We start from the raw sequence: 11,441 nt of genomic DNA, 5'->3' as shown, positions 1-11,441 counted from the left end.
AAAACACCGCAATTTTTCCGGAAAGGGTATTCGGATCATGACAAAGCCCGTCACCGCGCTTCATTTTCCACCGCTCGAGGGGTTGAGCGAGGCAACCGAGGCCTATTTCGACAAATGCCGCGAAAAGCTCGGCCTGGTGCCCAATGTGCTGGTCGCCTACGCCTTCGACGAGGCCAAGCTCAACGCCTTCACCCAGATGTACAACGATCTGATGCTGGGCGATTCGGTGCTGAGCAAGCTCGAACGCGAGATGATCGCCGTCGTCGTTTCCAGCGTCAATCATTGCTACTACTGCCTGACGGCGCATGGCGCGGCCGTGCGCCAGCTCTCCGGCGACCCCATGTTCGGCGAGATGATGGTGATGAACTATCGCGCCGCCAAGCTCGACCCGCGCCGGAAGGCCATGCTCGACTTCGCGGTCAAGCTGACGGAGACGCCCGACAAGATCGAGGAAGCCGACCGCCGGGCGCTGCGCGATGCGGGCTTCTCCGAGCACGACATCTGGGACATCGCCTCGGTGACCGCCTTCTTCAACATGTCGAACCGCATCGCGGCCGCCGTCGACATGCACCCGAACGACGAATACCACGCCATGGCGCGCTGAAGGCCTTAGTGTCCTGCCCCAGCCAAACTGATAAGTTTGGACTGGGGCAAGCAGGCCACTAAATTATTGATTCTAGTGCAACTTTGCTTCAACTGAAATGAATGCGAAGCCTTCATTTCAGTTGAAGCGTTGCACTAGCGATGCACCCTGATCAGCGTTTGCGGGCCGATCAGCGGCAGGATTCGCGCCATCGCCCGTGGCGCAACGGCGATGCACCCCTCCGTCGGGGCGAAACCGGGCTTGGCGATGTGCAGGAAAATGGCGCTGCCGCGCCGGCGCATCGCCGGGCGCATGTTCCAGTCGGTGACCATGCAGACATCGTACAGGCGGTCGTCGCGCCGCATCGTCTCGTGGCTCGCCGGATAGGGCAGGCGCACCGGACGGTTGTAGTTGCGGTCGCCCGACGCATCGCACCAGCCGTCGCGGGCATCGATCGCCGTCATCGAAAAGCGCGCTCGCGGCGGTCCCGAACGCGCCCGGTCGCCACGAAAATAGCCGTAGAGAAGGCGCAGCGTCGCCATTGGCGTGGCGCCGTCTCCCTCGCGCTTGAGCATCGCCGTTCCGCCGCGTCCGAGCGCGCAGGCAAACGCCAGCGGCCCCACCGTCAGCAGGCCCTGCGTGGGGCATCCCGGCCGCCGGCGCACCTCGATCAGCTTCACCGTGTTGCCGGTTTGTCCGCGCATGGTTCGAAATCCCCAATTATTGGAATATGATCCGCCCTGTGGAACAAATGGTCGCCATGGTCTTTTTGCACTGTCACGTTCCGCATAAAGCTGGAATGGTCAACATGGGGTTTCCATGCGGACCGGCTGGCTTGTTTCTGGATAGCGGCCTGGTACTGGCCCGGATACTGGATTGAAACATGACGTCACGCACCATCCTTATCGTCGATGACGACGAAGACCTCCGGGCGACGCTGGTCGAACAGCTTGCGCTCTACGAGGAGTTCGACATCCTGCAGGAAGCCACCGCCACCAAGGGCGTGCAGGCGGCCCGCAGCGCCATCGTCGACATTCTGATCATGGATGTCGGCCTGCCCGACATGGATGGCCGCGAGGCGGTCAAGCTTTTGCGCAAGGGCGGCTATCGCGCGCCGATCATCATGCTGACGGCGCAGGACACCGATTCGGACACGATTCTCGGGCTCGAAGCCGGCGCCAACGATTACGTGACCAAGCCGTTCCGCTTCGCCGTGCTTCTGGCGCGCATCCGCGCCCAGTTGCGCCAGCACGAGCAGAGCGAGGACGCGACCTTCTCCGTCGGTCCCTACACCTTCAAGCCGTCGCAGAAGCTGCTGATCGACGAGCGCGGCGGCAAGATCCGCCTGACCGAGAAGGAAGCGGCGATCATAAAATATCTGTATCGCGCCGAGGAGAAGGTGGTGACACGCGACGTGCTGCTGGAGGAGGTCTGGGGCTACAATTCCGGCGTCACCACCCACACTCTGGAAACCCACGTCTACCGTCTCCGGCAAAAGATCGAACGCGATCCTTCCAAAGCCGAAATTCTTGTGACAGAAAGCGGTGGATACAAGCTCGTTCCGTGAGAGCGCCGTGAGGGCGTACGGGGATTGCCGGGAGTGAGTTGGGGACAACGGAATGGCGCTGGACGATGATATTCGCGTTCTGTCCGGCGTGGGTCTTTTTGCAGGGTTCACGCATGAGCAGTTGCGCCTGATGGCCTTCGGCGCCGAGAGCATGACGCTGGGCGCCGGACGCGACATCTACGTCGAAGGCGGCCTGGCCGATTGCGCCTTCATCGTCGCCTCGGGCAATGTCGTTCTCTTCACCGAGCGGGACGGCGCGCGCCAGATCGTCGACCGCTTTGGTCCCGGAACGATCCTCGGCGAACTGGCCCTGATCACCGAAGGCAAGCGCGTCACCAGTGCCGCGACGGAATCCGACGCGCGCCTGATCAGGCTGAGCCGCTCCACCTTCCACCGCATTCTCGAGGAATTCCCCGAAACCGCCGTGCAGTTGCACCGGCGCATCGCCGCCAATCTCCAGGCGATGCTTGCCCGCATGGAGCGCGTCGCTTCGCGGCTGATCGAATAATCAACCCAGATCGAAACCGGCGATCACCGGCACGTGGTCGGACGGCCGGTCCCAGCCACGCGCCTCGCGCAGCACCTCGATGCGGTTGAGCGCCGGCGACAGGTTGGGCGACGCCCAGACATGGTCGAGCCGGCGCCCGCGGTCAGAAATCTCCCAGTCGCGCGCCCGGTAGCTCCACCAGGTGAACAGCTTTTCCTCCGGCGGAACATACTGGCGCATCAAGTCGACCCAGCCGCCCTCTTCCCGCAGGCGTTCAAGCCCCTCGGTTTCCACCGGCGTGTGGCTGACAACCTTCAGCAACTGCTTGTGCGACCAGACATCCGTTTCCAGCGGCGCGATGTTGAGGTCGCCCACCAGGATCGTGCCCGAAGCGTCGTCATGGTCGGCGCGCAACGCGTGCATCTCGGCCAGGAAATCGAGCTTGTGGCGGAACTTCACGTTGATTTCGGGGTCCGGCTCGTCGCCCCCCGCCGGAACGTAGAAATTGTGCAGAACCAGCCGCCGCCCGCCGGCATTGACCGCGACGGAGATGTGCCGGCTGTCGCCCATGCGGCAGAATTCGCGCTTCTCGACCAGCTCCAGCGGACGCAGCGAAACGGTCGCCACGCCGTGATAGCCCTTCTGCCCATGGATCGCCATGTGCTCGTAGCCGAGCTTGCGAAAGGCCGATGCTGGAAACTGATCGTCCTGGCACTTGGTTTCCTGCAGGCACAGCACGTCCGGGCGATAGCGCTCCAGGAACTGCTGCACGATCGGCATGCGCAGGCGCACTGAATTGATGTTCCAGGTGGCGATGGTGAAGGGCATGAGGCGGTCCGGACTGGTTTGCGGACCGTAAACCTGCCCGCAACCCACCGCGATGACAAGCGCGCGTTCCCGCTGCGCCCATCGGCCGCCCCCTGTCCACAACCTTCAGCCCGGAAACCGCGCGGACGGCGATGGAATCAGCGCTTCTGCCGGCTGATCTCGTCGACGCGGCGATAGTCGATCTTGAACACGCTCGGGTCGAAGGTGACCCCCTGCTTGACGTTGAAGATCATCACCGTCGTGTCCTTGCCCTGGGCGTCGGTGATGGTCCACTGGCGCAGGTCGTAGGATTTCGAATCGAACATCATGGTGATGGTCGCGTTGCCGAACACCGACTTGTCGACCATCTTGATGGTCGTCAGGTCCGTATCCTCCTTCACCGTCTGCACCTTGTCGCCCGAAAGGTCGATGCGTTCGTCGAGCAGCAGCTTCAGCGGCGTCTTCGACAGCGGATAGAGGTCGGCCGTGTTCAGCTTCTTGTTCTGGATGACAACCGAATCGCCGTCCGACGTGACACGGAAGCCCGACGGCTCCTCATAGTCGAAGCGGATCTTGCCCGGCCGCTCGATGTAGAATTTCCCGCCGGTCTGCTCGCCGCGCGGGCCGAACTGAACGAATTCGCCGGTCATGGTGCGCACGCTGGAAAAGTGCGAGGCGATGCGCTGGGCGCTCTCGGGCGTCGCGCCGAGGGAAGGAAGAGCTGCCGCGCAAAGGGCGGCAACCACCACCGCGATCATCGCCGCGCACCGCCCCGGAATACCGGTTACCCGATCTTTCATCGTACTCGATCTCCACGTTTATTCTCGGATAGCCTCCCAGTGGGGCTTAAATTGGGCTATCCGATGAACAGGCCTGCACCCGCTCAGGTTCCAGCGCAGAACCGCCATCGATCGAGCGGCGTCAGATATCTTCTTGCTCGGTCGGCACCAGTATCTCGCGTTTGCCCGCATGGTTGGCCGGCCCGACGATGCCCTCTTCTTCCATCCGCTCGATGATCGAGGCGGCGCGGTTGTAGCCGATGCCGAGCCGGCGCTGGATGTAGCTTGTCGAGGCCTTGCCGTCGCGCAGCACCACCGAAACAGCCTGGTCGTAGGGATCGTCGGAATCGGCTAGATTGCCTCCACCCCCACCACCGCCACCGCCGGACGCGCTATCATCCTCGTCGTCGTCCTCGGTCACGGCATCGAGATAATCCGGCACGCCCTGCACCTTCAGATGCGAGACGATGCTCTCCACCTCACTGTCGGAGACGAACGGGCCGTGCACGCGCTGGATGCGCCCGCCGCCGGCCATGTACAGCATGTCGCCCATGCCCAACAGCTGTTCGGCCCCCTGCTCGCCCAGAATGGTGCGGCTGTCGATCTTCGATGTGACCTGGAAGGAGATGCGCGTCGGGAAATTGGCCTTGATCGTGCCGGTGATGACGTCGACCGACGGACGCTGCGTCGCCATGACGACATGGATGCCGGCGGCGCGCGCCATCTGCGCCAGGCGCTGCACGGCGCCCTCGATGTCCTTGCCGGCGACCATCATCAGATCGGCCATCTCGTCGATGATGACGACGATGAACGGCATCGGCTCGAGATCCAGATCCTCGCTCTCGTAGATCGCCTCGCCGGTCTCCCGGTCGAAGCCCGTCTGCACGGTCCGCGTGATCGTTTCGCCCTTCTTGGCGGCGGCGACGACGCGCTGGTTGAAGCCCTCGATGTTGCGCACGCCGACCTTGGACATCTTGCGGTAGCGGTCCTCCATCTCGCGCACGGTCCATTTCAGCGCGACGACGGCCTTCTTCGGATCGGTCACCACGGGGGTGAGCAGATGCGGGATGCCATCGTAGATCGACAGTTCCAGCATCTTCGGATCGATCATGATCAGGCGGCACTGCTCCGGCGTCATGCGGTAGAGCAGCGACAGGATCATCGTGTTGATGGCCACCGATTTGCCCGAGCCGGTCGTGCCGGCGACCAGCAGGTGCGGCATCTTGGCGAGATCGGCGATCACCGCCTCGCCATTGATCGTCTTGCCCAGCCCCAGCGCCAGCTTGGCCTTGCTGGTCTCGAAGTCGCGGCTGGCCAGCAGCTCGCGCAGATAAACCGTCTCGCGCGTCGAATTCGGCAGCTCGATGCCGATGGCGTTGCGCCCCGGCACCACGGCGACGCGGGCGGCGATGGCGCTCATCGAGCGGGCGATGTCGTCGGCCAGGCCGATGACGCGCGACGATTTGATGCCGGGCGCCGGCTCGAGTTCGTAAAGTGTCACCACGGGGCCGGGCCGCACATGGATGATCTCGCCCTTGACGCCGAAATCCTCGAGCACGCCTTCAAGCAGCCGCGCATTCTGTTCCAGCGCATCCTTCGACAGCATCGGGTCGCGCGCCGACGCCTTGGGTTCGGCCAGAAGATGCAGTTGCGGCAGTTCGAACACACCATTGTCGAGCAGCGAGGTCTGCGCCTCGCGGCGCACCCGTGCGCCCTCGACGGGGCGCGGCGCGGGATTGTCGACGCGTTTTTCCACCACGCCCGCCCTGCCGGCCGGCGCGTCGGCGGCTTCACGCGCATAGGTGTAGTCGTCCTCGTCCGCCGGACCCCGGCGCAGCGTGGGTTCGTGATCGAAATCCGGCTCGACGCGCATGTCCATGTCGAAATCGTCGAAACGCTCGTCCTCGCTCTCCGGCCCGTCGATAGAGGCAGGTTCGCGCAGGCTCGGTGCCGAGTGGGCGAAATTGCGCCGGAAGAAAGCCTGCAGCGAGAGCCACCAATGGGCCACATAGCCGAGGATGACGAAGCCGCCATCGGCATCGTCGGCGTCGTCGAACGGCGCCTCGTCCTCCATCTCCGCGTCGAACAAATCGTCCTGCGGCCGGCCGAGCGCGCCGGCGCCGAACAGGAGCAGCCATCCGGCCGGGAAGGCCAGCACGGCGGCGATGACGAAACCGATGAACCCGCCCGGGTAGCTGCCGGTCAGCTTCGCCGGCACGGACAAGAGCATGTCGCCCAGGACGCCGCCAAGCCCGGTCGGCAGCGGCCACGTGGTCGGCGGCGCGAACGAGCCGACCACGCCGGCGGCGATGACCGCGCCCGCAAACCAGGCGGCGGCGCGCCGGAGCGGCCTGTCCATGTCCTGTCCGACAAGCAGGAGCACTCCCCAGAACACGGCGGGCACCAGGCCCGCCACGGCGGCAAGGCCATAGAATTGCATGGCGAGATCGGAGAAGACCGCGCCGGGATAGCCCATCGCATTGGTGACCGGATTGGCCGTCGCATGGCTGAAGCTTGGATCGGCCACGCTCCATGTCGCAAGACTGCCCAGTGCGAAGGCGACGAAGGCGATGAGCGCCAGGCCCGCGAGCCGCGCCGCCTGCCGCCGCAGGAAAGCGTGCAACCCGTAGGCATTGTCACCGATCGTCAAGAATGCGGAAGACCCCGAACTCATGCGCATAATTCTCCGCTCGCGCGTTGCTGGCGGCGCGCCAGGCGCCGTGATTGCTCTGTCGAACCCTAGCGAGGGGAAGGTTAAGGCGGCATTAACCATGCACGGCGCGTGGCGGATTTCTCGCCGGATTCCTGGATAGCCGTCTGCACATAAGAAAGAGGCCCGGATGAACCGGGCCTCCAGGAATGACGGCCGGCGTGAACGCGCCGGTCGCCAGGGTAGACTTTGCTTCGGCTCAGCGCCCATGAACGGCGATGAACTCCGGATAGGCTTCCACGCCCACTTCCGCGACGTCGAGCCCGTTCATCTCGTCCTCGGCGCTGACCCGCAGTCCGATCGACGCCTTCAGCGCCATCCAGACGACGAAGGATGCGACGAAGGTGAACACCGCATAGGCGGCGACGCCGATAAACTGCACGCCGAAGCTGGCATCGCCATTGGTCAGCGGCACGGCCATCGTGCCCCAGATGCCGGCGATCAGGTGCACGGGAATCGCGCCCACCACATCGTCGATCTTGAGCTTGTCGAGCAGCGGCACCGACAGAACCACGATGATGCCGCCGATCGCCCCGATGATGATCGCCATCAGCGGGCTTGGCGTCAGCGGCTCGGCCGTGATCGAGACGAGGCCCGCCAGCGCGCCGTTCAGGACGAAGGTGATGTCGACCTTCTTGTACAGGAGCTGCGTCAGGACCAGCGCCGCCACCACGCCGCCGGCCGCCGCCAGGTTGGTGTTGGCGAAGATGCGGCTGATATCGGACACGTCGGCATTCGTTCCCATGGCGAGCTGCGAGGCGCCGTTGAAGCCGAACCAGCCGAGCCACAGGATGAACGTGCCGAGGGTCGCCAGCGCCATGTTGGAACCGGGGATCGGCGCGACCTTGCCGTCGGGGGTGTATTTGCCATTGCGCGCGCCGAGCAGGAGGGCGCCCGCCAGCGCTGCCCAGCCGCCGACCGAATGGACCAGCGTCGAGCCGGCGAAGTCCTGGAAGCCCATGGCGTCGAGCCAGCCGGCGCCCCATTTCCACGATCCGGCGATCGGGTAGATGAAGCCGGTCAGCACGACGACGAACAGCAGAAACGGCCAGAGCTTGATGCGCTCGGCCAGCGTGCCGGAGACGATCGAGGCTGCGGTCGCCACGAACACCATCTGGAAGAACCAGTCGGAAGCGACCGAATAGTCGCCTTCGTTGGCCGTGCCCGCATCGGGCCAGCCATAGGCGGCGAAGCTGCCGATATAGCCCGACACGTCGACATACATCAGGCTGTAACCCACCACCCAGTACATGATGCCGGCGATGGAATAGAGCGCGATGTTCTTGAGGAGCTGCATGGATACGTTCTTGGTGCGCACCATGCCGGCTTCCAGCATGGCGAAACCGGCGGCCATCCACATGACGAGGAAGCCGCCGATCAGGAACAGAAGCGTGTTGAAGATGAAGGCGGTTTCCGCCACCGTGGCGAATTCGGGCCCGGTGGCCGCTTCCGCAGCTTCCGTGGTTTCCTGGGCGAACGCCGGAAACGACACGGCGGCGAGCGCCAGCCCGCCCAGCGCCAGCGGACGCGCAGCGCGTGTGATTGCTTGGTACATCATGTGTTTCTCCATCGGAATTGTCCGCCGCCTAGAGCGCATCGGTGTCGGTTTCGCCGGTGCGGATGCGCACCGCCTTTTCAAGCGAGTGGACGAAGATCTTGCCGTCGCCGATCTGCCCGGTGCGGGCCGCCTCGGCGATCGCCTCGACCACGCGGTCGGTCAGATCGTCGTCGACGGCGACTTCGATCTTGACCTTGGGGAGGAAGGTCACGGCATATTCGGCGCCGCGGTAAATCTCGGTATGCCCCTTCTGTCGCCCATAGCCCTTCACTTCCGTCACGGTGAGGCCGTGAATGCCCAGACCGGTCAGCGCGTCGCGCACGGCCTCGAGTTTGAAGGGCTTGACGATTGCCATCACGATTTTCATGGCAGTTCACCTTTGCTGTAGCGGATTCCCGCGGGTTGCCTGCATCGCCGGTCACCCGCAGGCGGACCGCGACGGCAAAGGTGAACCAAATACCGTGCCAGTTGCGCTCAACGATTGGTACAGCTTTGTAAATAAAGGAAAAAATGGATACGCCAACGCATGCCAGCCGGCCCGGACAGCACGCAAATGACTAATAAATATGCAGAATTATCGCTTTGCCTATTTTGTACGCATACGCACAAGGCCTTCCTGCGCCACCGAGGCAACCAGCGTTCCATCGAGGCCGTAAAGACTGCCGCGCGAAAAACCGCGCGCGCCTTGCGCCGAGGGACTGTCCTGCGTGTAGAGCAGCCAGCCGTCGAGCTTGTGCGGCCGGTGGAACCACATCGCGTGGTCGAGGCTGGCCATCTGGATGTCGGGATCGAAGCCCGAGCGGCCATGGGCGAAGGTCGATGTGTCGAGCAGCGTCATGTCCGACAGATAGGCAAGCACCGCCGCCTGCAGCGGCCGCTCGTCGGGCACCGGACCGGTGGTGCGGATCCACACATCCTGGCGCGGCGGCAGCTTGTCGCGGCTCGTATAATGCTCGACCATCACGGGCCGCACCTCGATCGGCCGCTCGCGCGCCCAGTAGCGGCGGATGTTCTCCGGCACCCGGTCGCCGAACTCCTCGAGGAATTCGCGCTGGGTGCGCAGATTGTCGGCCGGCGGCACGTTCTGCGGCATGGGGATCTGGTGATCCAGCCCCGGCTCGTCGCGCTGGAACGACGCCGACAGCGAAAAGATCGCATGGCCGTGCTGGATCGCCACCACGCGCCGCGTGGTGAAGCTGCCGCCATCGCGGATGCGGTCCACCTCATAGATGATCGGCACGGCGGGGTCGCCCGGCCGCATGAAATAGCAATGCAAGGAATGGACATGGCGCGCCGCATCGACCGTGCGCTGCGCGGCGACCAGCGCCTGGCCGATCACCTGGCCGCCGAAAACACGCTGCCAGCCCACCTGCGGGCTGCGACCACGAAACAGATTGTGTTCCAGCCGCTCAAGATCGAGTATGGCGAGAAGGTCTTGCATGGCCGACATAAAAGGGTCCCCTCCGGCGGCTATCCTGTACGCGCTGCAGGTTTCCAAGACGATGACGGGCCCTGATGCATGTCGCATTCAAATGGATTCATTTGAATGATAACGTACATGCATCCTGTCAAAGAGTTGCAGCGTCCTTTGCGCATCCAATCGGATGCGCGGCGCTGTAAGTCAAGGCAAGGCCCGCAAGTCGGCGCAAACTGTAATGATGAGAATTGGAGCAACGGCATGGCCAAGGGTACGCGCACGAAGGACGGCGCCACGCGCGAGCTGGACATATTGATCGCCGGCGCCGGCTATGTCGGCCTCGCCACCGCGGTCTCCATCGCCCACGCCCATCCGCGATTGCGCATCGCCGTGGTGGATGCCGCGCCCGCGGGCGTCTGGCAGCGCGACGGGCGCGCCTCGGCGATTGCCGCTGCCGCCTGCCGCATGCTGCAGCGGCTCGATTGCTGGCAGGAGATCGAGCCGGAAGCGCAGCCCATCACCGAGATGGTGATCACCGATTCGCGCACCGCCGATCCCGTCCGCCCGGTCTTCCTCACCTTCGGCGGCGAGACCGAGGCAGGCGAGCCCTTCGCCCATATGGTGATGAACCGCCATCTGAACGGCGCGCTGCGCGCCCGCGCCGCCGAACGCGGCATCGAGATCATCGAAGGCGTCGCCGTCGAGGATTTCATCAACGCCGGCGGACACATCGAGGCGCGGCTTGGCGACGGCGGCTCGTGTCGCGCCCGGCTGCTGATCGCCGCCGACGGCGTGCGCTCGCGCCTGCGCGACATGGCCGGCATCAAGACGGTGCATTGGGAATACGGCCAGTCCGGCATCGTCTGCACCGTGGCGCATGAACGGCCGCACAATGGCCGGGCCGAAGAGCATTTCCTGCCCGCCGGCCCTTTCGCCACCCTGCCGCTCAAGGGCAACCGCTCCTCCATCGTCTGGACCGAGCGAACCGCCGATGCGGAACGGCTGGTGAAGGAGGACGACCTCGTCTTCGAACAGGAACTCGAGTTGCGCTTCGGCCTCAAGCTTGGCGAAATCCGCGTCGAGGGCCAGCGCCGCGCCTGGCCGCTGGGCCTGACGCTGGCGCGCGATTTCGTCAAGCCGCGCTTCGCGCTGGCCGGCGACGCCGCCCACGGCATCCACCCGATTGCCGGCCAGGGCCTCAATCTCGGCTTCAAGGATGCCGCCGCGCTGGCCGAGGTGATCGTTGAGGCCGAGCGGCTCGGCGAGGACATCGGCGCGCTCGACGTGCTGCGGCGCTATGAGCGCTGGCGCCGCTTCGACACGGTGCAGATGGGCGCCACCACGGATATTCTCAACCGTCTTTTCTCCAACGATCTCATGCCCGTGCGCGCGTTGCGCGATTTCGGTCTCGGCCTGGTTGAACGAATGCCCGGCATGAAACGTTACTTCATCCGACAGGCTTCAGGCCTGTCGGCCGGCACGCCGCGCCTGCTGCGCGGCGAGGCCATCTAGCTTTTATGGTTCACAGCACTA

11 protein-coding genes are annotated in these 11,441 nt (G+C 64.5%); 4 read left to right on the top strand and 7 right to left on the bottom strand.

Features of this window, described 5'->3' with window-relative positions; all coding sequences use genetic code 11:
- The first annotated feature begins 37 nt into the window (after positions 1-37).
- Positions 38-604: a peroxidase-related enzyme gene (locus tag AB843_RS00380; protein WP_048644809.1), complete on the top strand. Its 567-nt coding sequence runs from the start codon at positions 38-40 to the stop codon at positions 602-604.
- A gap of 134 nt (positions 605-738) precedes the next feature.
- Here AB843_RS00380 and AB843_RS00375 read toward each other — a convergent pair whose 3' ends face one another.
- Positions 739-1,287 (bottom strand): L,D-transpeptidase family protein, encoded by a 549-nt coding sequence (locus AB843_RS00375; protein WP_048644808.1) that lies wholly within the window; start codon positions 1,285-1,287, stop codon positions 739-741.
- Between the two features lie 179 nt (positions 1,288-1,466).
- Between AB843_RS00375 and AB843_RS00370 the strand changes: the two genes are divergently transcribed.
- On the top strand, positions 1,467-2,150 hold the full coding sequence (locus AB843_RS00370; RefSeq protein ID WP_048644807.1) for a response regulator transcription factor: 684 nt from the start codon (positions 1,467-1,469) through the stop codon (positions 2,148-2,150).
- 52 nt (positions 2,151-2,202) lie between these two features.
- On the top strand, positions 2,203-2,658 hold the full coding sequence (locus tag AB843_RS00365; RefSeq protein WP_048644806.1) for a Crp/Fnr family transcriptional regulator: 456 nt from the start codon (positions 2,203-2,205) through the stop codon (positions 2,656-2,658).
- On the opposite strand, the gene xth is transcribed toward AB843_RS00365, so the two are convergent.
- From xth to AB843_RS00335, 6 genes are all read right to left on the bottom strand, one after another.
- Positions 2,659-3,465 (bottom strand): exodeoxyribonuclease III, encoded by an 807-nt coding sequence (gene xth / locus AB843_RS00360; RefSeq protein ID WP_048644805.1) that lies wholly within the window; start codon positions 3,463-3,465, stop codon positions 2,659-2,661.
- 137 nt (positions 3,466-3,602) lie between these two features.
- A complete protein-coding gene (locus AB843_RS00355) occupies positions 3,603-4,244 on the bottom strand; it encodes an outer membrane lipoprotein carrier protein LolA (protein WP_048644804.1) in 642 nt (213 codons plus the stop codon).
- Positions 4,245-4,365: 121 nt separating this feature from the next.
- Entirely contained in the window at positions 4,366-6,897 is a 2,532-nt protein-coding gene (locus AB843_RS00350; RefSeq protein ID WP_048644803.1) for a DNA translocase FtsK, read from the bottom strand.
- 235 nt (positions 6,898-7,132) lie between these two features.
- Entirely contained in the window at positions 7,133-8,488 is a 1,356-nt protein-coding gene (gene amt, locus AB843_RS00345) for an ammonium transporter (protein WP_425286788.1), read from the bottom strand.
- Positions 8,489-8,519: 31 nt separating this feature from the next.
- Entirely contained in the window at positions 8,520-8,858 is a 339-nt protein-coding gene (locus tag AB843_RS00340; RefSeq protein WP_048644802.1) for a P-II family nitrogen regulator, read from the bottom strand.
- A 219-nt stretch (positions 8,859-9,077) separates the two neighbouring features.
- Positions 9,078-9,941: an acyl-CoA thioesterase gene (locus AB843_RS00335; protein WP_048644801.1), complete on the bottom strand. Its 864-nt coding sequence runs from the start codon at positions 9,939-9,941 to the stop codon at positions 9,078-9,080.
- 228 nt (positions 9,942-10,169) lie between these two features.
- Here AB843_RS00335 and AB843_RS00330 point away from each other — a divergent pair, with 228 nt between their 5' ends.
- A complete protein-coding gene (locus AB843_RS00330; RefSeq protein WP_048644800.1) occupies positions 10,170-11,420 on the top strand; it encodes a ubiquinone biosynthesis hydroxylase in 1,251 nt (416 codons plus the stop codon).
- The last annotated feature ends 21 nt before the right edge of the window (positions 11,421-11,441 follow it).

Source organism: Nitratireductor soli, assembly GCF_001050155.1.
GTDB lineage: Bacteria > Pseudomonadota > Alphaproteobacteria > Rhizobiales > Rhizobiaceae > Nitratireductor > Nitratireductor soli.
This window is presented reverse-complemented; position numbering and strand designations above follow the sequence as displayed.

Coding starts and splice junctions, on each gene's coding strand:
- AB843_RS00365 (WP_048644806.1), top strand. CDS start 2,203: ATGGCGCTGGACGATGATATTCGCGTTCTGTCCGGCGTGGGTCTTTTT.
- AB843_RS00330 (WP_048644800.1), top strand. CDS start 10,170: ATGGCCAAGGGTACGCGCACGAAGGACGGCGCCACGCGCGAGCTGGAC.
- AB843_RS00355 (WP_048644804.1), bottom strand. CDS start 4,244: ATGAAAGATCGGGTAACCGGTATTCCGGGGCGGTGCGCGGCGATGATC.
- xth (WP_048644805.1), bottom strand. CDS start 3,465: ATGCCCTTCACCATCGCCACCTGGAACATCAATTCAGTGCGCCTGCGC.
- amt (WP_425286788.1), bottom strand. CDS start 8,488: ATGTACCAAGCAATCACACGCGCTGCGCGTCCGCTGGCGCTGGGCGGG.
- AB843_RS00375 (WP_048644808.1), bottom strand. CDS start 1,287: ATGCGCGGACAAACCGGCAACACGGTGAAGCTGATCGAGGTGCGCCGG.
- AB843_RS00340 (WP_048644802.1), bottom strand. CDS start 8,858: ATGAAAATCGTGATGGCAATCGTCAAGCCCTTCAAACTCGAGGCCGTG.
- AB843_RS00380 (WP_048644809.1), top strand. CDS start 38: ATGACAAAGCCCGTCACCGCGCTTCATTTTCCACCGCTCGAGGGGTTG.
- AB843_RS00370 (WP_048644807.1), top strand. CDS start 1,467: ATGACGTCACGCACCATCCTTATCGTCGATGACGACGAAGACCTCCGG.
- AB843_RS00350 (WP_048644803.1), bottom strand. CDS start 6,897: ATGAGTTCGGGGTCTTCCGCATTCTTGACGATCGGTGACAATGCCTAC.
- AB843_RS00335 (WP_048644801.1), bottom strand. CDS start 9,941: ATGTCGGCCATGCAAGACCTTCTCGCCATACTCGATCTTGAGCGGCTG.